We start from the raw sequence: 24,373 nt of genomic DNA, 5'->3' as shown, positions 1-24,373 counted from the left end.
CCGACATACGCCTGCCGGTTGAACGCCAGACCAGTGACTGCCTGTGCGCCGGTTGCGCTGTTAAAGCCTTCTTCCAACTGGAAGATCGCCTTCGTGCCACCGCCCAGATCTTCGGAGCCCTTCAGGCCGAAGCGGCTGCCGGCCCAGATGCCGTTCAGCATCTTGATCACCGAGCGGCCGCCACTCGTCGAACCGAGCGACGTCTGGCTGCTCTGATAACCGATCCCCGTATCGACGATCCCGTACAGCGTCACGCTGCTCTGAGCGTGTGCGCCGAGGGCGACCAACCCAAGGGCCGAGGTTGCTATTACCTTTTTCATTTCTGCTCCTCTTTAAAAAACTTATTTGTCGTATCTGGCAGTGCCACACCGGCGCTGACTCTTAATCAAGCATTCAAAACACCGGGTGACCATTGATCAGGCTAGGCAACCACGTCGAAAACATCGGTACGTACGTCACAATGTTGATCGCGCTGAAGATAGCCAGGTAATAAGGCCACGCCACCTTGGTGGTTTCACCTATCGACACATTGCCGATCGCGCACCCGATGAACTGCACCGAACCAATCGGCGGATGCACGAGACCCAATGCGCAGTTCAGCAAAATCATGATGCCGAACTGAACGGGGCCGACGCCGGCATGCATCGCCATCGGCAGGAACAAGGGCGTGGTGATCAGGATGTGCGCGGCCATATCGACGAACGTGCCGAGGAAAATCTGGATGATGTTGATGTAAAGCAGCATCAACCAGGGCAAGCTCGTTGCACCGTCGAGCATGTGTTCGATGGCGTCGGGAATCTCCAGATAGGCCATCTGGTAGCGCAGCATGTTCGACACGCCGATCAGCAGCAACACCACGCCCGTGGTTTTAGCGGCCTTGGACAGCGCATGAAAGAGTTTCTTCATCGTCATCGTGCGATAGATGACGATCGTCAGCACGAGCGAATAAGCCACTGCGATAGCAGCGGCTTCCGTCGCTGTAGCAATACCCTTGGCCACGCAGAACAGAATGATCGCGATCACCATCAAGCCGGGCAATGCGCCGAGGAACGTGCGGGCCACCGCGAACCAGCCGGGAAAGCGCTGCAATTCGGTCGAGCCGTCAGGACGGCGCGGATAGCCGAACTTGACCGCTTGCCAGTACGCGGCGATGAGCACGAAACCCATCACCCAAAGCACCGGCAACAGACCAGAAAACAACAGATCGCCGATCGACACACCACTCATCTGGTGACCGTTCAACGTCCCCGTGATGCCTTGGGCCGCGAACGCATAGATGATCATGTTCGTCGACGTGGGCATCAGCGCGCCCGCCAGCGACGAATGGGTCGTCACGTTGACCGCATAGGCCGCGCTGTAGCCTTCGCGCTTCATCAGCGGAATGACGACGCCGCCCATGGCCGACGTGTCTGCCGTCGGCGAACCGGACACACCGCCGAACAGCGTGCACGCGACCACGTTAGCCATGCCGAGCCCACCGCGGAAATGGCCTACCGTGGCCTGAGCAAAGCGCAGGATGCGGTCGGCGATACCACCGTGCAACATCAACTCGCCGGAGAAAATGAAGAACGGGACCGCGAGAAACGAAAACGCGTTCATTCCCGAAATCATCGACTGCATGGCGGTAGCCGCCGGCAAGCCTTCATACAGATAGGTCAGGACGCACGAGAGTCCCAACGCGAACGAAACAGGAACCCCGAATACGAGGAAGACGAGGAAACTAACTGAGAGGATGGCAAGTTCCATGATTCTTCTATTTTTGTTTCTGTGCGAAAAGCCCCAGCAGGTTCTCGAACGAGAACAGAGCGATGCAGGCGCTGGCAATGACCGGAATCAGATATCGAAGCGCTTCCGGAAGGCCCAGGATCGGGATCTTGTCGTCCATCGTCGTTTCCGCCATCTGCCAGCAGCCGAAGAAGATCGCCACGGCCAGCACGATCAGGCAAATATGCTGGAACGCATGGGCGATCGTCTGGCCTTTCGGCGGCAGCTTCTTGACTAGCGAGTCAAGCCCGATGTGGCCGCCTTCGCGAACCTTGAGCGCAGCGCCGAACATGGCGATCACAATCACCAGCAGGAGGGCAATGGGCTCGACAAAATCCGGTGCATCGCTGAAGACATAGCGCATCACGACGCTATAAATCACCAGCAGACACAGCGTGGCGAGACTCGCCGACGCCACGACCACCAGCACGCGGAAGAGAAAATCGTTTGGGCGTTTCATGAATCTCATTGACCCCATCCTTGCATACAGCGGACTTATATTTGATCTTCAGGATTCCTGCTAACCATCACCGGCGCAGGAAACCGCGCGGCGGGAAGAACCAGCAGCGCGTGCTGCACGGCCCTTCTCCACCGCGTTACGTCCAAACTTATTTGACTGCCTGGATTTCGTCGACGAGTTGCTTCATTTGCGGCGTCTTTTCATACTTCGCCCAGACCGGTTGCATCGCCTTCACGAAAGCAGGACGGTCGATCTGCGACGCGGTAACGATCGTCGCGCCGCCCTTGGTGACCGTCTTTGCCGCGTCGGCTTCACGCGCGGTCCACAGCTTGGTGTAGTAAGGCACTGAGTCGGCCGCCGCCTTCTTGATGATGTCCTGTTCCTGCGGCGTCAGCGTGTCCCACACCTTCTTGGAGAACACCAGCACTTCCGGCGTCATCGAATGCTGGGTTTCGGAATAGACCTGCGCGACTTCGAAGTGCTTGGTCTCTTCGTACGACGGCAGGTTGTTTTCCGCGCCATCCACCAGACCCGTCTTCAGGCCCGTATAGACTTCGGCGAACGGCATCGGCGTCGGCGTGCCGCCCATCGCCTTGATTTCGTCGACCATCAGATCCGACGGTTGCACGCGTACCTTAAGGCCCTTCATGTCGGCGGGCGAATGGATGGCCTTCTTCGCGTACATCGAGCGCGCGCCGCTCTCATAGAACGTCAGCGCGATCATGCCCTTCGCCTTGAAGGCGTCGAGAATCTTCTGGCCTTCCGGGCCGTACATCACCTTGCGGAAATGGTCGATGTCGCGGAACAGGAACGGCAGCGACGGAATCATCGATTCAGGCACGATCTCGTTGAAGGCTGCACCGTTGGCGCGCGCCATATCCAGTGCGCCGATACGCACCTGATCGATCGTGTCGTTTTCGGAACCCAGCGCGCTGTTGCCGAAGACCTTCACGGAATCCTTGCCACCGGTTGCCTTGCTGATTTCTTCACCCATATATTTCACGGCCATATTGGTCGGATAGGTGTCGCCATGCACGTCCGACACGCGGAACACGCGCGCGTGTGCCGATACGGTGCTGAACGCCAGCACGGAGGCCGCGACAATCATCGAAACACGGGAAGAGGCAAACTTGTTTTTCATCGTGACATTCCTTGAAATTAGATCATCCGGATGCGGAGGGCCGCTTACGAAGGACCGCTTTCGCGGGGTCGCTTACGGAAGGCCGCTTACGGATGCGACATGGTTTTGATGCGTCTCCCGGCTCCACGCACGCAACCCCTGTGGGTAGCGTGCGGTTTGCCGTGCTGGCCTGTTCTGCTTCCCCGGAACAGATGCTCAGCACTCCTGTCAGACAACTCGACTTCTTTGCTTCGACTGCTTGGGCATGAACCCCGCGCGCGTTGGTCATGCGCGCAGAGAACGCTGCCCTCTTTGTCCAGCGCCCCAAAACCATCTTGAAATGAATTTGTTGGGGCTCATATGTTGTACGACGACATATGAAGTCTATAAAACGTGGTATGAGTTGTACAGCCGGTATTTACCCGCACGACAGCGGGTTAGACGTAAAAGTTTCTGAGTCGAAATCCGGCCTGAAAGCTATGCCAGAAAGGGATGCGAGCAAAATCTCCGCTTCGCAGATTTATATTTTTCGTAGGGAGGAAGATGACCCGAGAGTGGCATTTTTGCCACTATGTTGTACGACAAGTGATGAATAAAAGGCTGCAACTGTTGGGCGCCGGCGTGCTAATTCCCCGGCGCCCCGCCTCATTCACGTCGCTTATTCAGAGTTCGCCCGCGTATTCGGGCTCAGGCAGCCCGGTCACAGCGGGGCGAACGGCGAACAGGTGGCCGTCGTGTTCACTCGCGCCCGTCGCGGGACGGATCGACGTCACGAACAGCGTGTCCAGATCCCGGCCGCCGAACGCGCACATCGCGGGCTTCACGGCCGGCACGGCAATCTGCCGATCGAGCTTGCCTTGCGGCGTAAAGCGCAGCAAGAGGCCGGCGTCGTTTGCGCAAATCCAGTAGCAGCCGTCCGCATCCACGGCTGCGCCGTCGGGACGACCAGCGTAATCATGCAGATCAGCGAATACGCGCCGATTGCGCGGCTCGCCCGCTTCGATGTCGTAATCGAACGCCCAGATTTGCCGGCGCAGAGGATGCGAGTCCGACAGATACATCGTGGTTCCATCCGGCGACCACGCCAGACCGTTTTGCGTGATCAACGCGTCGACAACCGGCGCCGACAACACGCCGCGCTCGTCGAAGCGATAGAGTGCGCCCGCAGGATTTGCCGCTGCCATATCCTGCACCATCGTGCCGGACCAGAAGCGCCCTTGCCGATCGCAACGGCCGTCGTTGAAGCGCATATCGTCGAAAGCGAAGTGCGGCGCGGCGAGCTTTCTGCCCGTCACCTTCATCGCTTCGCGACGGGGCGCGCCTTCAGTCAGCGTGACAGCGAAGAGCCCCGTCTCACAGCCAGCCAGGACCGTGCCGTGATGATCGAAGGCGATGCACGCCACCTTCTCCGGCAATTGCCACTCGGTGCGCTCAGCCGTTTCGAGCCGTAGCCGCACGATCTTTTGCGCCGGAATATCCACCCAGTAAAGTGCCTGTTCCGCAACACGCCATACAGGGCTCTCGCCGACCGACGCGGGCGCCTGCCCTGCCGCCTCGACACGCTCCACCCGCGGGTTCGTCAAGCCGCTCACCGCTTCGGCTCCATCGGACCGGCCAGCACGAACGGGCCACCCTGGAAATGCTGCGTCGGATCGTCGAGGTCGGTGGTGGGCGCCGTGACCGGAAAGAGGTGCTCGAACTCGATCGAACTGTCCTGCGGACGAAAACCAAGGAACGCCGCCTTGGTGTTGTCGACCCACTTGGTCCGGTTATCCGACACGCCATAAACGATTGCGTGGCCAACCCGGTTGGTGAACAGCGAGCAGCGCACCAGTTCGATAAAGTCGCGATAGCTCAGATAGGTGACGAGCATGCGCGGATTCTTCGGCTGCTCGAACGACGAGCCGATCCGCAGACACACCGTCTCGAGACCGAAGCGGTCGAAGTAGTAGCGCGACAGCGATTCGCCGAAGCACTTCGTCACGCCATACAGGCTGTCGGGACGCAGCGGCGCGTCGATATCGACCACCGACGTCGTGGGATGAAAACCCACCGCATGATTCGAGCTCGCGTACACGATGCGCTTCACGCCCTGCTTCTGCGCCGCCGAATAAAGGTTGTACAGGCCGCGGATATTCGCTTCGAGCAGATCTTCGAACGGCGCCTCGACGGAGATGCCGCCCAGATGCACGACCGCATCCACGCCTTCCAGCAGCGCGTGAACGGCGGCTTCATCTGCGAGGTCCACGATCGATGCTTCTTCGTGCGCCGCCACTTCGCCCAGCGGCGCGATATCGGTGACGCGCACGACATCGGCCCATGCAGCGAGCGCACCGCGCAACTGCTGGCCGAGGTTGCCGGCAGCGCCGGTGAGCAGAAGACGGCGGAAAGGTTTCTGCGCCGCCGGGCGGTCGAGGTTCGAGTCAGTCATGTCTCAGTCTTTGTCGTGATTACGATCGGTACTATCAGGTCACCGGCGCCGGATTGAACAGCGTCAACGCATTGTGGAGTTTGAGTTTCTCCGCGCACGTCTCTTTACGTCCGCTTGCGACGTCGAGCATCAGGCGGAACAGCTCCCAACCCACGTCTTCGATCGTCGCTGCGCCGGTCGCAATAGTACCGGCGTTTATATCCATCAGATCGTGCCAGCGGCGCGCGAGATCGGAGCGCGTCGCGACCTTGATGACGGGCACTTCAGCAAGGCTGTACGGCGTGCCGCGGCCGGTCGTGAATACATGCAAGTTGATGCCCGCCGCGACCTGCAGCGTGCCGCAGATGAAATCGCTCGCCGGCGTGGCTGCGTAAATCAGGCCCTTCTGCTTGACCTTTTCACCAGGCGACAGCACGCCGGAGATGGCCGAGTTGCCCGACTTGATGATCGAGCCCATCGCCTTTTCAACGATGTTCGACAAGCCGCCCTTCTTGTTGCCGGGCGTGGTGTTGGCGCTGCGGTCCGCACCGCCGCGCTTCAGATAATCGTCGTACCACTGCATCTCGCGGATGATCGCAGCCGCCACGTCCGCGTTGGCCGCGCGTGCCGTCAGTTGATCGACACCGTCGCGCACTTCGGTGACTTCGGAGAACATCACCGTCGCCCCGGCACGCACCAGCAAATCAGTAGCGAAGCCCACGGCGGGGTTGGCGGTCAGCCCGGAAAACGCATCGCTGCCGCCGCATTGCACGCCGATCACCAGATCGGAGGCCGGGCAGGTCTCGCGGCGACGATTGTTCAACCGCTTCAGGTGGCCTTCGGCCATTCGCATGATCGACTCGATCATCGACTGGAAGCCGACGTGCGCATCATCCTGCAGCACTACCACATCGCCATTCAGATCGCCTTCGACGTCGCCGATGTCGGCCACTTCAGCGACATTCGCAGCAGCGGCAATCGGAATCGTGCCCGGCGGCATCAGGCGTTCAGGCTGCAGCTTCTCGCAGCCGAGGCTGACCATCATCACTTCGCCGCCGAAGTTCGGATTCAGGCTGATGTTGCGCACGGTGCGGATCGGCACCATTGCGTCCGGCGCGTCGATCGCGACGCCGCAACCATAGGTATGGCCGAGGCTCACCACGTCGTCGACGTTCGGATAGTGCGGCAGCAGTTCTGCCTTGATACGCGTAACCGCGTGCTGAACTACATCAGCAACGCATTGCACCGTGGTCGTGATGGCCAGAATGTTGCGCGAGCCGACCGAGCCGTCGGCATTGCGATAGCCTTCGAACGTGAAGCCTTCCAGCGGCGGCATTTCCGGCGCCTTGATGGTGGCGATCGGCAGATCTTCCAGCCCCGGCGGACTCGGCATGCGGATTACGTGTTCGTTGATCCAGCTTCCCTTCGGCAAATCCTTGAGCGCGTAACCGATCACCACGTTATAGCGGATGACTTCGTCGCCTTCCGCGAGATCGGCCAGCGCGACTTTGTGCCCCTGCGGCACACGCTCGCGCAGCGCGAGGCCATCGGGAAATACGGCGCCCTCACCCAGACCGCCGTCGTTGACGACGATCGCGACATTGTCATTGGGGTGAACGCGAATGTAGAGCGGGGTTTGTTCCATGACATCGATCCTTGTGGCGATTTCACGCCTGCTGCGCCAACCGTTGCGCCAACTGTTGCGTCAATCATTCATACGTCATCCTACAACATGAAAGATTGCCCAGACGTTCCGTATTTACCCTATGGCGCGCATTATGCCGTGAAAACATCGTTGAGTTAGCCGAATTGTTGTTGTACGATGACGTATAAGAAATCATCATTTCTAAATACCAACCCCATTCGACGCCCTGGATACTCATCATGACGACACCGCAGGAACTGAAGCAGATCGTTTCGGAAGGCCTTCTGTCCTTCCCCGTTACCGACTTCGACGAACAAGGCGATTTCCGCGCCGACACCTATGCCGAGCGCCTCGAATGGCTCGCGCCTTACGGCGCCTCGGCGCTGTTCGTCGCCGGCGGCACGGGCGAATTCTTCTCGCTCACGCATAACGACTACTCGAACGTCGTGCGTACGGCAACCGAAGTCTGCAAAGGCAAAGTACCGATTCTCGCCGGCGCCGGCGGCCCGACCCGCGTCGCAATCGCGTATGCCCAGGAAGCCGAACGTCACGGCGCGAACGGCATTCTGCTGATGCCCCACTACCTGACCGAAGCCTGCCAGGAAGGCATCGCGGCGCACGCCGAAGAAGTCTGCAAGTCCGTGCCGAACATGGGCGTGATCATCTACAACCGCGCGAACTCCAAGCTTAACGCCGACATGCTCGAAGGGCTGGCCGAGCGCTGCCCCAACCTGATCGGCTTCAAGGACGGTGTGGGCGAGATCGAGAACATGGTGTCGATCCGCCGCCGCCTCGGCGACCGCTTCTCCTATCTCGGCGGCCTGCCTACCGCTGAAGTCTACGCCGCGGCCTACAAGGCGCTGGGCGTGCCGGTGTACTCGTCGGCCGTGTTCAACTTCATCCCGAAGACCGCGATGGACTTCTATCGCGCGATTGCCGCGAACGACCACGCGACGGTCGGCAAGCTGATCGACGAATTCTTCCTGCCGTATCTGGCGATCCGCAACCGCCGCCAGGGCTACGCGGTCAGCATCGTGAAGGCCGGCGCGAAGCTGGTCGGCCACAGCGCAGGTCCGGTGCGCGCACCGCTGACCGATCTGACCGAAGAAGAAATGGCGCAACTCGACGTGCTGATCAAGAAGCTCGGCGCGCAGTAACACAGCAAGGCGCCAAGCCGTGCGAGCCTGGCCGAACCTGGCTCGAGCACGCGGCACCGTAAAGAGCGCCCGGGACGGCAACGTCACCGGGCGCTTTTTCACAGATAAAAAGTTCAGGAGATGACGATGGAAATGAGCCGCACCGCGAGCCCCGCCCATGTCGCAAAGCGCACCAAGGTCCGCTACGGGATTCTGTTGCTGATCTTTGTGATCACGACATTCAATTACGCGGACCGCGCCACGCTCTCAGTAACCGGATCCGCGATGCGCGCCGAGTTCGGTTTCGACGCGATCAGGATGGGTTACATCTTCTCGGCGTTCAGCTGGGCCTATGTTCTGTCGCAATTGCCGGCGGGCTGGCTGCTCGACCGTTTCGGCGCGCGGCGCGTCTACGCGGCGAGCATTTTCCTGTGGTCGTTGTTTACGTTGCTGCAAAGCTCGATCGGCCTGCTGGGCAGCGCAGCCGCCGCCGTCATCGCGCTGTTCGTGCTGCGCTTCGCCATGGGCGCCGCTGAATCCCCGGCGTTTCCGGCCAATGCCAAAGTCGTGGCGAGCTGGTTTCCCACCAACGAACGCGGCACCGCCTCCGCCATTTTCAATTCAGCGCAATACTTCGCAGCGGTCATTTTCACGCCGCTGATGGCCTGGCTGACCCATGCGTTCGGCTGGCACGCGGTCTACCTCGTGATGGGCGTGGCCGGACTGTTACTCGCCCTCACCTGGCTGAAGGTGATGAAGAACCCCGCCGATCACCCGCGTGTCTCGCGTGCCGAACTCGACTACATCGAACAGGGCGGCGGCGTGGTGAACGGGCACACGAAAGCAGCCCGGGCTGCGGACGTCGCCAGCACCGGTGGCTGGTCGCTGGTGCGTCAACTGCTGACTAACCGCATGCTCGTCGGCGTCTATCTCGCCCAGTACTGCATCAACGTGCTGACCTACTTCTTCCTGACCTGGTTTCCGATCTACCTCGTGCAGGCCCGCGGCATGACGATTCTGCAGGCCGGTCTGGTTGCATCGCTGCCGGCGATCTGCGGATTCTCCGGCGGCGTGCTGGGCGGCGTCCTGTCCGATGGGCTGATCCGGCGCGGGCATTCGCTCACCATCGCGCGCAAGGTGCCGATTGTCGGCGGCATGCTGCTGTCGGTGTGCATCATCGGCTGCAACTATGTTTCGACCGACTGGATCGTCGTCGCGCTCATGTCGCTCGCGTTCTTCGGCAAGGGTATCGGCGCACTCGGCTGGGCCGTAGTGGCGGATACATCGCCGAAAGAGGCACTCGGTCTGTCGGGCGCGATCTTCAATATGTTCGGCAATGTCGCCGGCATCGTGACGCCCATCGTGATCGGCTATCTCGTCGCGAAGACCGGGTCGTTCAACGGCGCGCTGGTTTTCGTCGGCCTGAATGCCCTGTTGACGGTGTTCAGCTATCTCGTGATCGTGAAAGACATCAAACGGGTCGAACTGCGCCGCGGCTAGCAGTCAGGCTGTTATCGTACTTCCCGGGGCGCCTACAAATTAACGCGGCTTGTCCGCCAGGCGCCTGAAACCGGGCATCGACGCCAGGTCCGACACCGATGCCGAAATTGATCCGGCGTTTATATAATCAGTCGTCAGACGACGGTATAATGAATCGCAAGAAGTACCTGCAACTATCTGATTCAAGGGGCGTTTTCGATGGCTACACCACTGGCATCCGCAGCACCGCCACGGCGCGCGCGCAATCTTGCCGAGTTTGTCGTCAGCTACGTCACCGAGCAAATCGCGTCTAACGCCTTGAAGCCCGGCGACAAACTGCCGACCGAATCGCAACTGATGGTCACGCTGAGCGTGAGCCGCACCGTCATCCGTGAAGCGATTTCACGCTTGCAGGCAGGCAAGATCATCGAGACGCGCCATGGCATCGGCAGTTTCGTGCTGGAACCGCAGCGCGAAAAGCTGGGCATCGACATGGTGCCCGCCACCACCTTGCGCGACGTACTGTCGATCCTGGAACTGCGTATCAGCCTTGAAACGGAATGCGCGGGTCTCGCCGCTCAACGGGCCAAACCAGACGACCTCGCGCGCATGCGCGCCGCGCTCGACGCGATCGAAGCCACCCGCCACAACGGGCTGGATAGCGTCGATGCCGACTTGCAATTCCACATCTCCGTGGCGCGCGCAACCGGCAACCGCTATTTCGTCGACATCCTCACGCAAATGGGCAGCGCGCTGATTCCGCGCAACCGGCTCGACTCGGCGGGGATCGCGCGTGCTGAACCCGACGCGTATCTGTCGCTCGTCAACCTGGAGCACGAAAGCATTCTCGAGGCGATCACGCGGCACGACGCAGAAGGCGCGCGCGCGGCGATGCGTATGCACCTGTCGAATAGCCGCGAGCGGCTGCGGCGCGCCAACGAAGCGGCGGAAGCAAATAGCTGATTCCTTGCGCTGAGCAAGGTCTGATTCATCACGCTGAATGCAAAAATGGCCGGGATATCTCGGCCATTTTTTGTCTCATGCGGCGCCCACTTGGGCGCCGCTCACGGCTTCGCTTAGCTGCGCGTGATCTCGCCGTCACGACGGCGCCACAGGTCCAGCGGGTTGGCGTCAGCCAGCGCTTCCGGCAGCAGATCAGCCGGAAAATCCTGATAGCACACCGGACGCAGGAAGCGCTCGATCGACGTCGTCCCTACTGACGTCGCCCGGCTATCGGACGTCGCCGGGAACGGGCCGCCATGCACCATCGCGTGCGAAACCTCGACGCCGGTCGGGAAACCGTTGACCAGAATCCGGCCGGCCTTGCGCTCGAGAATCGGCACCAGTTTCTTCGCCGCCGCGAGATCCGCGTTATCCATCTGCACCGTGGCGGTCAGTTGACCATCGAAGTGTTCGGCGACGGCGAGCAATTCCTGCTCGTCCTTGCAGCGCACGATGGTCGACGCAGGCCCGAAAACCTCATCCTCCAGTGCCGGCGTGGACAGGAAAGTCTGCGCATCGGTCACGAACAGGGCTGCGCAAGCCTGCGTCGGTCCTGTCGCGTCAATGCCGCGGGCAACCGCCTCGACGCCGCGCGTCGCCGCCAGCTTGTCCTCGCCCTCTTCGTAGGCCGCGTGAATGCCGGCGGTCAGCATGGTCTGCGCCGGCTTGCCGCTCAGCGCCTCGGACGCCGTTGCAACGAAGCCCTTGAGTGCATCGCTGTCGATGGCGATCGCGAGCCCCGGGTTGGTACAGAACTGGCCCGCGCCGAGCACCAGCGAATCGACGAAGCCACGCGCGATGGTCTCACCGCGTTGCGACAGCGCGTTCGACAGGAGGAACACCGGGTTGATGCTGCTCATTTCCGCGTAGACCGGAATCGGCTCGGCCCGGGCAGCCGCGACGCGCATCAGCGACGTGCCGCCTGCGCGCGAACCCGTGAAGCCCACCGCCTTGATCGCCGGATGCGCGACCAGCGCTTCACCGACCGAATTGCCGGCGCCGACGATCATCGAAAACACGCCTTCAGGCAAGTCCATGTCCTGCGCGACTTGCTGAATCACACGACCGACCATCTCCGAGGTGCCCAGGTGAGCACGATGCGCCTTCACCACCACCGGGCAGCCTGCCGCGAGCGCCGCAGCGGTATCGCCGCCCGCCACTGAAAACGCGAGCGGGAAGTTGCTGGCGCCGAACACGGCGACCGGGCCCAGCGGAATCTTTTGCATCCGCAGGTCGGAACGCGGCAGCGGCTTGCGCTCGGGCAACGGTGAATCGAGCGTGGCGGCGAGCCATTGGCCGGCGCGTACGACTTGCGCGAACAGTTTGAGCTGGCCAGTCGTGCGGCCGCGTTCGCCTTCGAGGCGCGCCTTCGGCAAGCCGGACTCTTCGTGCGCACGCTGGATCAGCGCGTCGCCGAGCGCCGTGATGCCGTCCGCGATACGCTCTAGAAACTCGGCGCGCACCGTGAGCGGCAGATGCCGGTACGGGTCGAACGCTTTCTGTGCGAGTTCACAGGCAAGCTCGACATTCGCGACCGAGCCACTGCCGAACACCGGCTCGGCGATGTCGGATCCCGTGGCGGGATTGAACGCGCGCAAGGGTTTTTCCTCGCCGCGCACTGCTTTGCGGCCAATCAGCATTTCGCCGGTAATAGACATTTCGCTTTCCTTGGATGGACATCTTAGATATAGGTCATCCTACAACATTGAGTAACCTATGCGCAACCTGAAACCCTTGCTCAGCGAGGAATTCGGGTTTACGTGGCCGTTACAACCAATCGGTCCGATGCTAATCTTCGTTAAGATGTACGACGACCTATAACATTTCAATCAGTAAACGTCGGAGCTTGCCCGCTTATCTGCCAGCTTATCTGCCAGCTTATTTGCCAGCTTACCTGCCCGCTCAATCGCAGCTCGAGGAGACACCCATGACAGCCGCCACGCCTTACCAGCCTTTGCCCAATAGCTTTCGCCGCGCCGTCTGCGGCGGCGAAACCCTGATCGGCTGCTGGGCTTCGCTTGCCAGCCCGATTGCTACGGAGCTGCTTGGCATTGTCGGCTTCGACTGGATGCTGCTGGATGCCGAGCATGCACCGAACGACGTTCTGACGCTGATCCCCCAGTTGATGGCGCTCAAGGACAGCCCGAGCGCGCCGGTGGTGCGGCCGCCGGCCAACGACAGCGTGTTCATCAAGCGACTCCTCGACAGCGGCTTCTCGAATTTTCTGGTGCCGTTCGTCGATAGCGCCGAAGACGCGGTGCGCGCTGTCGCCGCGACGCGTTACCCGCCGCAGGGTATCCGCGGCGTCTCGGTGAGCCAACGAGGCAATCGCTATGCGACCGTTGCCAATTACTTCGATATCGCCAACGACAACGTCTGCGTCATCGTTCAGATCGAGAGCCGCAAGGCGGTCGATAATATCGACGAGATCCTCGCCGTGGACGGCGTCGATGCCGTATTCGTCGGACCGTCCGATCTTGCGGCTGCCTACGGCCACATCGGCAACCCGAACCATGCCGACGTGCAACAGGCCATAGCGCGCGTCTTCGAGCGCGCACAGGCGGCCGGCAAGCCGAGCGGCATCCTCGCGCCCGTGCAGGCCGACGCGGAGCGCTATATCTCGATGGGCTGCCGCGTCATCGCGGTCTGTGCCGATATGGGGCTGCTGAAAGCCGCAGCGCAGACCGTTCAAAAACACTTCATGCAGAAACAGGCGGACCGGAAGTAAGGACGGCCACCATGACATCTCCGGAGATTTCCATGCAAAAAGCAGGCTTTATCGGACTCGGCATCATGGGCAAGCCCATGGCCGCCAACCTTCTCAAGAACGGCGTGGCTCTCGCGGCGTTTACGCGCAGCGGCGTTCCAGACGAACTCACCCAGGCCGGCGCCGTCGCGTGCGACAGCCCAGCCGCCGTGGCCGCGCATGCCGACGTGATCTTCGTCATGGTGCCGGATACGCCGGACGTCGAACGCGTGCTGTTTGGCGAACACGGCCTCGCCGAGGCCTTGCGCCCCGGACAGACGGTGGTCGACATGAGCTCGATTTCGCCGATGGCCACCCGTGACTTCGCAGCCCGCGTCCGTGAGCGCGGCGCGGACTATATGGACGCACCCGTTTCAGGCGGCGAGGTCGGCGCCAAGGCCGGTTCGCTGACCATCATGGTGGGTGGCGAGCCGGCGACTTTCGATAGCGTGAAGCCGCTCTTCGACATGATGGGCAAGAACGTCACGCTGATCGGCGCCGTCGGCGCGGGCCAGGTGTGCAAGGTGGCCAATCAGGTCATCGTCGCCGCGACGATCGAGGCCGTCGGCGAAGCGCTGCTGCTCGCCTCCAAAGCCGGTGTCGATCCGGCGCGTGTACGCGAAGCACTGATGGGCGGCTTTGCGTCCTCGCGCATTCTCGAAGTACACGGTGAACGGATGACGAAGCGCACCTTCGACCCGGGCTTCCGGATCGAGCTCCACCAGAAGGATCTGAATCTCGCGCTCTCGACGGCCCAGGCGCTCGGCGTCTCCTTGCCGAATACGGCCACCTGCCAGCAGCTCTTCAACGCCTGCGTCGCGCATGGCGGCAAAGCATGGGATCACTCCGCCATGGTGCGCGCGCTCGAAATACTCGCCAATCACGAGATCGGCCAGAAGACCGCCTGAACCTGCAAGGCCGCAAGCCCAATCCGCAGCGCCGTTTCCGCCTGCTCTATGCAAATAGAGAAGATGGAACGGCGCACGCCGCGTTAGGCGTCCTCGCGAATCTTCACAGCAACCCAACCACACTCATCAACAAAGTTTCATTACAAATATTAAGGATGACTGACGGCCATGCAAATGGGTTCGATATTCGCCGCTTAATCAAGCGACGGATTGAAGAGGCATGGCCCATCGAAAACTGACGATCACTTACAACGCCCGCAAAGGGCAAGGAGACATCCGTGGCATCTAAAGATAAAAACAACGGCAAGCCGGCGACATCGAGAATCCGCAGCCAGGACGAACCCAACTCACCTAAACGCAGAGCGTTTATCGTGCTCGCGGGAACCTCCGCGGGCGCAACCCTGCTAGGCGGGCTGTCCGCCTGCGGCGGCAGCAGCGGCTCTTTAAGCGCTACGACACCCGTGTCGACTACGCCAACCGCAGCTGCGGACCCAATCTGGGGACCAACCGGCCAGGCAACGGCGATTATCAACAAGCTTGCGGGCATCACCACGTCGACGTTCCCCGCGGTTGATTTCCAGGTGACGGGCTACGGCGCACGGACGCTGCCGGCGTCCGCCTTGATCCAGGCAAGCGCGTGGCCCGGTGGCGCGATTTCATGGGTGACGGGCTCGCAGGCTGCAACGTCGCCGCAAAGCCCCGGCTCGAACGTGATGGTGCCGTGGGATATGACGGACACCGGCTATGATTCGTGCTCCGCGTTCAATGCCGCGATTCAGGCCGCGCATGCGGTGGGCGGCGGGCGCGTGGTGGTGCCTGCGGGCAACTGGTACTGCGGCGGCCCAATCGTTCTCCTGAGCAACGTGAATTTCCATTTGAGCTCCGGTTGCACGATCTATTTCAGCCCGAACCCGGCTGACTACGCGAAGAATGGTCCGTACCCGACTGCGAACGGCAATTTGTACTGGACGCGCTGGCAAGCGAACGACTGCCTGAACTTCGGCTCGCCGATCTATGCGTATCAGCAGAACAACATCGCGCTGACCGCCGACGACAACACCTGCGTTCTGAACGGTCAGGCAATGACGCCGATGCAGTTGAGCACCAAGCCGCCGACGTCGTGCTGGTGGACCTTCAAGGGCACGAGTAGCGCGTACGGTTACGTGAAACCGGCTTCGGGAGGCACACCGGTTTCGCAAGCCGACGCCAACACGGGCACCACCTCCTACCCGGCCAACGCCGGCACCTACCCGGCCAGCACTGCCCTGACGAGTCTGCCCGCGGCCCAGGTCACGAATCCGCAAGCCAACGTGTCGTTCACGAATCAGGATGGCACGACGACGACACTGATGAATCTGCTCACCGTTTCGGGATGGAATCAGGACCAGAACTATCTGCCCGCGCTGTCGGAACTCGGCGTGCCCGTTGTGAATCGCGTCTTCGGCCTCGGTCACTTTCTGCGTCCATGCATGGTCGAATTCATCGGCTGCACCAACGTGCTGCTGCAGAATTACCACACGCAGAACACGCCGTTCTGGCAGCACCATCCGACCGATTGCACGAACGTGGTGATCGACGGCGTGTTTGCCGACAGCATCGGCCCGAACAACGACGGCTTCGACCCGGATGCGTGTAACAACGTGCTGGTGCAGAACGTTCAGTTCAACACCGGCGACGACTGCATCGCGATCAAATCCGGCAAGTGCCTCGACACGGAGTACGGCCCGATGCAGAACATCGTGGTCCAGAACTGCACGATGCAGAGCGGCCATGGCGGCCTCACGATCGGCAGCGAAATGAGCGCGGGTGTGGAAAACGTCTACGCGCGCAATCTGACGATGCAGAACGAGAACTGGGCGACCAATCCGCTGAATATCGCGCTTCGCTTCAAGACCAACATGAACCGTGGTGGCTTCATCAACAACGTGTGGATCAATGGTGTAACGCTGGCCAATGGCGTGAATCTGGCGGGGAAATACGGCGGCGGCGCGCTGGGCTCGAGCGTTCCGGGTTCGGTCCCCGGTACGGGCACGGTCGGTCTCGCGGCAAACCCGTCTACCGGACAGGGCGGCCTGATCACGTTCGACTGCGATTACAGCCCCTCGGGCGATTCGGTGCGCTGGAACCCGGCGACGATCAACAACGTCAACATCACGAACGTGAACGCGACCAACGTGTCGGGTACGGTGAGTTACGCGATGCCGACAGGCTTCTCCGCGACATCGGCTTCGTGCTTCCAGGCAATCGTCGCGCAGGGGCCGGTCGCTGCGGACTACAACGGTCCGCTACCCGTGCCGACAGTGCAGCCGATTACCGGCGTGACGATCTCGAACTGCAACCTCGGAACGCCGATCTGCGTGGGACCCGCAACTACGACCACGCCGGGGCCGGTCTTTGTGAGCAACGTGAAAGCCATCACGCTCAGCAACGTGGTGATCGGTGGCGTCACGTATAACAGCTCGCTGGTGGGCTGATGGGCAAGCGGTCTCCGGCATGCGTCATGCTGGAGACCTTACGTCGACCGTCGATCAGCGTTAAGGGTTAAGGGTTAAGGGTTAAAGCGCGAGGTAAAACAAATGGCGGCACCCTCGGGCGCCGCCATTTTCATTACCCGACGCCATTCGCGGCCCGGGCCTAACCGTGACTCACTTGGCCGCTACAGTCGCTGCCACCCAGCGCGGGTCGATCGTCTTATCACCGCTTCGGGCCAGCAGGCACACCACAGCAGCCGCAATGATGTCGAACACAGCCAGCACCACGAACAACGGGCTGTAGCCGATCTGCGTGACCAGCACGCCGAACAGCGCCGTGAACGCCGCTGCGCCCAGGTAACCCGCCATGCCGCCCATGCCTGTGGCAGTGGCAACTTCGTTCTTGCCGAACATGTCAGAGGTAATCGCATACAACGCACCCGACAGGGTCTGGTGGGCAAAGCCGCCGACACACAGCAGTGCGACGGCCGCATAAGGACTCGCCACCAACCCGACGCAAGCCGGCCCGATCATGCAGAGCGCGCCAACAACGAACACCATCTTGCGCGACGTGAACAGCGAGACCTTCGCGTACTTATGAAACAGCGGGCTGAGATAGCCGCCGAGCACGCAGCCGATATCCGCAGCAAGAAAAGGCATCCACGCGTACAGCGCGACTTCCTTCAGGTTCATGTGCCGCTCGGTCATCATGTACAACGGAATCCACGCGTTGAAGGTCTGCCAGGCCGGCTCGGAAAGAATCCGCGGAATGCCGATTGCCCAGAAGTCACGGCTGCCGAGCATGGAAGCCCAACTGCGTTTGACCGCGCCGGCGTCGCTGTGCTTTGCCTCCTGCCCGCTGAGGATGTAATCGCGCTCGGTGTCGCTCAACAGCTTCTGTTTCTGCGGGTGCTTGTACAGCAGCATCCACAGCGCGCTCCAGACAATCCCCGCCACGCCGACGATCAGGAAAGCCCATTGCCATTGACCGTGCAATAGCGCCCAAACGACCAGCGGCGGCGCAAGCAGCGCGCCGACGGACGAGCCGATATTGAACCAGCCGATCGCAACGGAACGCTCCTTGGCCGGAAACCACTCGCTCGTCGCCTTAACGCCGGCCGGGATGCCCGCCGCTTCGGCGATACCGAGCACGCCACGGAAGAACGCCAGGCTGCGCCAGCCCGTCGACCATGCCGCCGCGGCACAGGCCAGCGACCAGGCCAGCGCGAACGCCGCAAAGCCGATCTTGGTGCCGACGGTGTCGAGCACATAGCCCGCGACCGGCTGCATGAACGCATAACAAAGTTGCCACGCCACCACGACATGCGAATACTGCGCGGTGGTGATGTTGAGATCCTTCATCAGCGTCGGCGCCGCAACCGACAGCGTATTGCGCGCGAGGTAATTGATGATGAGCCCGGCCGCGACCAGGCTCACCATCCACCAGCGGATGCCCTTGATTTTCATGACTGTGTCTCCTCGTATTCCTTAACCAATCAGGACGGCTGGCCCGTTGTGTCGTTGCCTGCGTTGTCGTCGCGCGAGTAATCGATGCCGACGAAGCTGCCGCCCTGGTAACGCTGACCCAGGGCATCGAGCGGATTCGGCCGTGCCAGGATTTCCTCGGCGTAGGCTTCGGCGTCCTGGGTCGGTTGATAACCGAGGCGCTCGGCGCCGCTGTTGTCCCACCAGCTACGTGTGTTGGCTGACACGCCCCACACGGTGATGAAGCCGATGTCCTCTGCCTCGACACAGCGGTCGAGGAAATGCAGCAGATCGCGATGACCGAACCAGGTGCTCAGGTGTCGCTGCTCGGTGGGCCGCTCGAGGCAACTGCCGATGCGCACGCAAACACTCTCGATGCCGTGCTTGTCCCAATACATTCTTGCCAGTGCTTCACCCCACACCTTGCTCAGGCCGTAGAAACCGTCCGGACGCAGTGCGCAATCGAGGCTGAGATGCTCGGTGACCGGATACATGCCGATCGCGTGATTCGAGCTGGCAAACACCACCCGCCGAACGCCTTGCCGGCGCGCGCCTTCGTACACCTCGACCAGCGCGCGCAGGTTGTTGTCGATGATTTCAGGCAGCGGACGTTCCACGCTCGTGCCGGCGAAGTGAATCAGCACGTCGACACCCTTCAGCAGGCGATCCACGACGGCGGGGTCGCGCAGGTCGCCGTGCATCACGTCCTCGCCTTCCACCAGCGGCACGAGGGGCTTCGAACCCGCCGCCGAACGCAAGGGGATGCCGCGGCCGACCAGCGCCGTCCGCACTACCGAGCCGAGCTGGCCGCCGGCTCCACTCAGGGCAATCTTCTTCATAAGGATCCTTTACAGCGCCGCGCGCGATTAGAGCCGGTGGACGGCAAGCAGTCGAGCCGTGGCGGCAACGGGCTGGAACCAGCCCTTAGTTGTACGATAACGTACTATCTTCGATTCCAAGGTGGATTTCAACCAGGCATTTACCCGTATAAGCGTGACATGTATGGCGATTTATCTTTTGCAAACAAACACATACGTCGCCACTAATTTATGTGACGTCGTATAACTTGATGCGCATATTGATGCCTGCCGTATACGTCATCCAGCGCATGCGGCCGGTTGCCGCAATAGACACCGATGCTTGAGCGCGCGCCGTCGAGCACGCGTAGACTTGACGCGCAAGTGCGCGATCGAACTGCGGCACCCCGCGGCGAAATCGCCCTGTCCACCTCGATCTCTTTTCGGCGCAGCACCTTCCTATGCCAGATGCCAACCGTTCCGTGCTTTCCGTTGCCGTGCCGGCCGAATCCGGCGTGGCCCGCATGTACGATGCCCCGGACCTCGCAGACGCGTACGCCGTCCGCTTGCCGGACAACGCAATCGACGACCCGGAATTGCTCGCGCGCTTTATGTTCGCCCATCAGGCGGGATGGATAGGGAAACTGCTGCGGCTGCGTGATGCGTTAGTCGCCCGCCTCGGGCTCAAGACGTCGAAACAGTTGCGCATCGCGAATCCACCCGGCTCAAGGGATCGGGTCGACTTCTTCCGAATCTACGCGCGCAGCGCACGCGAGATCATTCTCGGCGAGAACGACAGCCATCTGGACTTCCGGCTTTCGATATTGCAGCAAACGCGCGATACGCACGAGGGCAGCGCGCGCTATCTGATTCTGTCCACGGTCGTGCACTGTCACAACGGGCTTGGGCGTTTTTATATCCTCGCCATCGCTCCGTTCCACCGGTTGGTGGTTCGCTCGACATTGCGCCGAGCGGCGCGCATCGGCTGGCCAACTGCCTGAGCGGCGACCGCCGTACGCGGGTACGGGCGCGGCCAGCACCAGCGCGGAACAATCGCCCCTCGCCAGCCGCACTTGCTACATCAACGCATTACGAGCCGATGAACTCCAGTAGATCGGCATTCACCTTGTCCGCCTCCACCGTGCACATGCCGTGCTGCCCGCCCGGATAGACCTTGAGCGTGGCGTTCTTCACGATCTTCGCAGTCTTGCGGCCTGCAGCATCGATAGGCACGATCTGGTCGTCGTCGCCATGCAGTACCAGAGTCGGCACGTCGATCTTCTTCAGGTCTTCCGTGTAGTCGACTTCGGAGAACTGTTTGATGCAGTCGTACAAGCCCTTGATCGACCCAACCATGCCTTGCGCCCAGAACGAATCGATCACACCTTGCGACACCTTCGCGTTCGGACGGTTGTAACCGTAAAACGGTAGCGCGAGATCCTTGAAAAACTGCGAGCGATCCGCCTCGACACCCTTGCGGATGCCGTCGAACACGTCGATCGGCGTGCCCTCCGGATTGCCCTCAGTCTTCAGCATCAGCGGAGGCACCGCGCCGATCAGCACAGCCTTCGCGACACGTTTCGTACCGTGACGGCCGATGTAGTGCGCGACCTCCCCGCCGCCGGTCGAATGGCCGACCATCGTGGCGTCCTGCAGGTCGAGGTGTTCAATCAGCGCGGCGAGATCGTCGGCATAGGTGTCCATGTCGTTGCCGTCCCACGTCTGCGCTGAACGGCCATGGCTGCGCCGGTCGTGCGCGATCACGCGAAAGCCTTTGCTGCCGAGGAACAGCATCTGCGCGTCCCATGCATCTGCGGATAACGGCCAGCCGTGCGAGAAGACAACCGGGCGCCCTTTGCCCCAATCCTTGTAGAAAATTTCCGTACCGTCTTTCGTGGTGATCGTGCTCATCTGTCGACTCCTTTTGGATGAAGTCTGCCGTCACCGGCAGGTGGATGAAGCGTGACGCTCAAACCGGTCGGGCAGCACAAGCCGTGCCGCCCAACGAAAACCGTTAACAGCGAATGCAGGACGAACTCGACGCGCGTGAGTGGCATGCGAGGGAAACGACCAGTCGATGCACGATGAGACGCTTGCTCAAGCATGACACGGTCTGCAACGCATTTTGATGACGGGCGCACGAAGAACCAGTCGGTTCACGTGGTGTTCGAAATGACTATCAGGAATGAAACTGGATGGCGATGCGGCGCGCATCCATTTCAGGTATGCGATGACGCCGAAGGAACCGCCGGTTAGCTGCTTGCATGTTAGAAGCAAACTAGCCTGTTGGCTAGCTAACCGGCTAATAGAAAGTCGGCGCGAACGGCGTTATTGTCGGATGGTGACGAATGACCCTGGTTGCGCCAACGCCGTTGTAACCGCTCATCGCGGTCCTGCTTTCGCCCTCTTCCTGTCGTTCGATTTCCTGCCAGGCAATGCGCCCAGTTTTTGCTGACTGACAGCAACAAACTGCGAGGTGGCTTGCTTGCGCGTTAATAACATATTTGTTATCATTGAATCCAATGGCATTTACGATCGACTTCTACAACGAAAAGGTCAAAGTGAACGTTGCTTCCCTGCCGAAAACGCTGCTTGCACGCTTCATCGCGTTGGCCGATCGCATGGAGGAATACGGACCGAATCTCGGCGAGCCGCACACCGCATCAATGGGTGGTGGCTTGTTCGAAATGCGCCTCAAAGGTGCGGAAGGCATCGCCAGAGTGTTCTACTGCTCGATCGTGGAACGGAAAATCGTCATGCTTCACAGCTTCGTGAAGAAGTCGCAACAAACGCCGCGCAACGAACTGGACGTCGCGCGCAAAAGACTGCTGGAGATCAGAAATGGCAACCTATAAGGCAATGCGCGAGCAGGCGCTCGCCGATCCCGAAGTACGCGCCGAATACGAGCGGCTGAACCGCGAAGAATTCGCGCTGCTCGACCAGATGCTCGCCGCGCGCCGCGAAGCCGGCCTGACGCAAGCGCAAGTCGCCGAGCGCATGGGCACGAAAGCGCCGGCCATCACCCGGCTGGAACGCGCGCTTGCGTCGGGGCAGCATTCGCCTTCTGTCGATACGCTGCGCAGATACGCGGCCGCGTGTGGCAAGCAGCTGTTTATCTCGATCGCCTAGGCTTCGCCGCGCGCTGTTGAGCGCCCGCGCCGCCTGGTGCGGCGATCTCTTGCTGACTGACATGACTGGAATGCGGCATCCGCAGCGCAGGACTTAGCCACGAAGACGCCGGAGCCACGTTGTTGCAGCGCGGTCTATTGCCGCAGTTCCGCGCAGACCCCGAGAGACGCGCGCAAGGACGTACTCAGGAAAACTTGATACCTATCAAGGCCTTGCCGTCTCAAAAACGAAAATACGCGCAAAACAACGTGGTTTTTTGACGCACGTCGCATTGCAGCAAAAAATTTCTTCATCCCCTACTCTTGCGCCATCTGCCCAGCGCAGTGCGCACCGACAACGGTCGACGCGCGTAGTCCGCCCTCCCGGGCGTCACGACCTTCACGCTCATGAACTCCGCAATCTCGGCCTTCGATCTCGCCCGCATTCAGTTTGCGTTCACCGTTTCGTTTCACATTGTCTTTCCGGCGCTCAGCATCGGCCTCGCCAGCTTCATCGCCGTTCTCGAATGGCGCTGGCTGAAAACCGGCAAGGCGTACTACAAAGATCTTTGCCTGTTCTGGTCGAAGATCTTCGCAGTCGCCTTTGGGATGGGCGTCGTGTCCGGCGTCGTGATGAGCTATCAGTTCGGCACCAACTGGTCGGGCTTCTCCAGTTTCGCCGGGCCCATCACCGGACCTCTTCTGATGTACGAGGTCATGACCGCGTTCTTCCTCGAAGCGGGCTTCCTCGGCATCATGCTGTTCGGCTGGCAGCGCGTGAGTCCGCGCGCCCACTTCGGCGCCACGCTGATGGTGGCGATCGGCACGCTGATCTCGACCTTCTGGATCCTCGCGTCCAATAGCTGGATGCAAACGCCGCAAGGATTTGAAGTCGTCGACGGCCACGTCGTGCCGCTCGACTGGTTCAAGATCATTTTCAATCCGTCGTTCCCGTACCGGCTTGCGCATATGGCGCTCGCGGCATTCATCGTCGCGGGGCTGGTGGTGTCGGCGGTGGGCGCGTGGCATCTGCTGCGTGGCCGGCGCGATCCTGCCGTCAAGAAGATGTTTTCGATGGCGCTCTGGCTGCTCCTGATCCTCACGCCGATCCAGGCATTCGTCGGCGATCAGCATGGTTTGAACACGCGCAAATATCAGCCGGCCAAGATCGCCGCGATCGAAGGTCTGTGGGAAACCGAGAAAGGCGGCACCGCGCTGAATCTCTTCGGCATTCCTGATATGCAGGCGGAGACCACGCGTTATGCCGTATCGATTCCGCACCTTGGCAGTTTGATCCTCACGCATAGCTGGGATGGCGAAATTCGCGGCCTGAAGGAATTCCCGCCGCAAGACCGACCGAACTCGACGGTGGTGTTCTGGAGCTTCCGCATCATGGCCGGGCTCGGCGTGCTGATGATCCTGATGTCGCTGGCCGCATGGGTGCTGCGCCGCCGCGAACGCCTGTTCGAAGCGAAGTGGTTCCAGCGCGTCGCCGTGGCCATGGGCCCGACCGGCTTCATCACGTTGCTGGCGGGTTGGGTCACCACTGAAGCAGGCCGTCAGCCGTGGGTGGTGTACGGCGTCATGCGCACCTCGCAGGCAGTATCGCCGCTCACCACACAGCAGGTTGGCATCTCGCTGATGGCCTTCGTGGTCGTCTACTTCCTCGTGTTCGGCACCGGCATCTACTACATGCTCAAACTGATGCGCTCGGGTCCGGCACTGCCGGGACAGACACCGCACGGCGTGGCTGAGCACATGCCGAATCAGACCGCGCGCCGCCCGCTGTCCGCCGCCGATCACATGATCGACGCCGCCTAACCTCACTGCTTCACTTCCTGCT

21 protein-coding genes are annotated in these 24,373 nt (G+C 61.2%); 10 read left to right on the top strand and 11 right to left on the bottom strand.

Annotated features, from left to right (window positions below):
* From BM438_RS40705 to garD, 7 genes are all read right to left on the bottom strand, one after another.
* Window positions 1–320, bottom strand: a 320-nt coding sequence (locus BM438_RS40705; RefSeq protein ID WP_143131844.1) for a porin, incomplete at its 3' end; no start/stop codon positions are given.
* 73 nt (window positions 321–393) lie between these two features.
* Window positions 394–1,746 carry a TRAP transporter large permease gene (locus BM438_RS40700; protein ID WP_054040217.1) on the bottom strand — a complete coding sequence of 451 codons (1,353 nt, stop codon included), beginning with the start codon at window positions 1,744–1,746 and terminating at the stop codon, window positions 394–396.
* Window positions 1,747–1,753: 7 nt separating this feature from the next.
* Entirely contained in the window at window positions 1,754–2,233 is a 480-nt protein-coding gene (locus tag BM438_RS40695) for a TRAP transporter small permease (RefSeq protein ID WP_054040219.1), read from the bottom strand.
* A gap of 139 nt (window positions 2,234–2,372) precedes the next feature.
* A complete protein-coding gene (locus BM438_RS40690) occupies window positions 2,373–3,365 on the bottom strand; it encodes a TRAP transporter substrate-binding protein (protein WP_093646447.1) in 993 nt (330 codons plus the stop codon).
* 641 nt (window positions 3,366–4,006) lie between these two features.
* Entirely contained in the window at window positions 4,007–4,936 is a 930-nt protein-coding gene (locus tag BM438_RS40685) for an SMP-30/gluconolactonase/LRE family protein (protein WP_093646444.1), read from the bottom strand.
* The gene (locus BM438_RS40680; protein ID WP_093646442.1) at window positions 4,933–5,775 is read right to left on the bottom strand and encodes an NAD-dependent epimerase/dehydratase family protein; all 843 of its coding nucleotides are present in this window, start codon (window positions 5,773–5,775) and stop codon (window positions 4,933–4,935) included. Before BM438_RS40680 ends, BM438_RS40685 begins: the two co-directional genes overlap by 4 nt.
* A 34-nt stretch (window positions 5,776–5,809) precedes the next feature.
* Window positions 5,810–7,399: a galactarate dehydratase gene (gene garD, locus BM438_RS40675; protein WP_093646439.1), complete on the bottom strand. Its 1,590-nt coding sequence runs from the start codon at window positions 7,397–7,399 to the stop codon at window positions 5,810–5,812.
* A 239-nt stretch (window positions 7,400–7,638) separates the two neighbouring features.
* Here garD and kdgD point away from each other — a divergent pair, with 239 nt between their 5' ends.
* From kdgD to BM438_RS40660, 3 genes are all read left to right on the top strand, one after another.
* Window positions 7,639–8,556, top strand: a complete 918-nt coding sequence (gene kdgD, locus BM438_RS40670; protein ID WP_093646437.1) for a 5-dehydro-4-deoxyglucarate dehydratase — start codon at window positions 7,639–7,641, stop codon at window positions 8,554–8,556.
* 126 nt (window positions 8,557–8,682) lie between these two features.
* Window positions 8,683–10,035, top strand: a complete 1,353-nt coding sequence (locus BM438_RS40665; protein WP_093646434.1) for an MFS transporter — start codon at window positions 8,683–8,685, stop codon at window positions 10,033–10,035.
* A gap of 198 nt (window positions 10,036–10,233) precedes the next feature.
* Window positions 10,234–10,977 carry a FadR/GntR family transcriptional regulator gene (locus BM438_RS40660; RefSeq protein WP_054040224.1) on the top strand — a complete coding sequence of 248 codons (744 nt, stop codon included), beginning with the start codon at window positions 10,234–10,236 and terminating at the stop codon, window positions 10,975–10,977.
* 113 nt (window positions 10,978–11,090) lie between these two features.
* On the opposite strand, the gene BM438_RS40655 is transcribed toward BM438_RS40660, so the two are convergent.
* Window positions 11,091–12,674, bottom strand: a complete 1,584-nt coding sequence (locus tag BM438_RS40655; RefSeq protein ID WP_093646431.1) for an aldehyde dehydrogenase (NADP(+)) — start codon at window positions 12,672–12,674, stop codon at window positions 11,091–11,093.
* A gap of 269 nt (window positions 12,675–12,943) precedes the next feature.
* On the opposite strand from BM438_RS40655, the gene garL reads away from it, so the two are divergent.
* The 3 genes from garL (at window position 12,944) to BM438_RS40640 (ending at window position 17,144) form a co-directional block, all read left to right on the top strand.
* A complete protein-coding gene (garL, locus tag BM438_RS40650) occupies window positions 12,944–13,744 on the top strand; it encodes a 2-dehydro-3-deoxyglucarate aldolase (RefSeq protein WP_093646429.1) in 801 nt (266 codons plus the stop codon).
* Between the two features lie 11 nt (window positions 13,745–13,755).
* On the top strand, window positions 13,756–14,670 hold the full coding sequence (locus BM438_RS40645) for a 2-hydroxy-3-oxopropionate reductase (protein WP_093646426.1): 915 nt from the start codon (window positions 13,756–13,758) through the stop codon (window positions 14,668–14,670).
* Between the two features lie 278 nt (window positions 14,671–14,948).
* Window positions 14,949–17,144, top strand: coding sequence for a glycoside hydrolase family 28 protein (locus tag BM438_RS40640; RefSeq protein WP_093646424.1), 2,196 nt, complete (start codon window positions 14,949–14,951; stop codon window positions 17,142–17,144).
* Window positions 17,145–17,315: 171 nt separating this feature from the next.
* Here the strand turns inward: BM438_RS40640 and BM438_RS40635 are convergent, their stop codons facing one another.
* Entirely contained in the window at window positions 17,316–18,608 is a 1,293-nt protein-coding gene (locus tag BM438_RS40635) for an MFS transporter (RefSeq protein WP_093646421.1), read from the bottom strand.
* 29 nt (window positions 18,609–18,637) lie between these two features.
* Complete coding sequence (locus BM438_RS40630) at window positions 18,638–19,465, bottom strand: NAD-dependent epimerase/dehydratase family protein (RefSeq protein ID WP_093646419.1); 828 nt, start codon at window positions 19,463–19,465, stop codon at window positions 18,638–18,640.
* 419 nt (window positions 19,466–19,884) lie between these two features.
* Between BM438_RS40630 and BM438_RS40625 the strand changes: the two genes are divergently transcribed.
* On the top strand, window positions 19,885–20,424 hold the full coding sequence (locus BM438_RS40625; RefSeq protein ID WP_093646417.1) for a DUF2867 domain-containing protein: 540 nt from the start codon (window positions 19,885–19,887) through the stop codon (window positions 20,422–20,424).
* Window positions 20,425–20,512: 88 nt separating this feature from the next.
* Here the strand turns inward: BM438_RS40625 and BM438_RS40620 are convergent, their stop codons facing one another.
* Window positions 20,513–21,334: an alpha/beta fold hydrolase gene (locus BM438_RS40620; RefSeq protein WP_054040238.1), complete on the bottom strand. Its 822-nt coding sequence runs from the start codon at window positions 21,332–21,334 to the stop codon at window positions 20,513–20,515.
* A gap of 611 nt (window positions 21,335–21,945) precedes the next feature.
* Between BM438_RS40620 and BM438_RS40615 the strand changes: the two genes are divergently transcribed.
* The 3 genes from BM438_RS40615 to BM438_RS40605 all read left to right on the top strand — a co-directional run bounded on the left by BM438_RS40615 (window position 21,946) and on the right by BM438_RS40605 (window position 24,351).
* The gene (locus BM438_RS40615; protein WP_054040239.1) at window positions 21,946–22,278 is read left to right on the top strand and encodes a type II toxin-antitoxin system RelE/ParE family toxin; all 333 of its coding nucleotides are present in this window, start codon (window positions 21,946–21,948) and stop codon (window positions 22,276–22,278) included.
* Window positions 22,265–22,552, top strand: coding sequence for a helix-turn-helix domain-containing protein (locus BM438_RS40610; RefSeq protein ID WP_093646414.1), 288 nt, complete (start codon window positions 22,265–22,267; stop codon window positions 22,550–22,552). Before BM438_RS40615 ends, BM438_RS40610 begins: the two co-directional genes overlap by 14 nt.
* 386 nt (window positions 22,553–22,938) lie before the next feature.
* A complete protein-coding gene (locus tag BM438_RS40605) occupies window positions 22,939–24,351 on the top strand; it encodes a cytochrome ubiquinol oxidase subunit I (protein ID WP_093646412.1) in 1,413 nt (470 codons plus the stop codon).
* Window positions 24,352–24,373: the final 22 nt, after the last annotated feature.

This window comes from Paraburkholderia aspalathi (genome assembly GCF_900116445.1).
GTDB lineage: Bacteria > Pseudomonadota > Gammaproteobacteria > Burkholderiales > Burkholderiaceae > Paraburkholderia > Paraburkholderia aspalathi.
The sequence above is the reverse complement of the archived record's forward strand: the minus strand, read 5'-3'. Positions and strand labels throughout refer to the sequence as shown.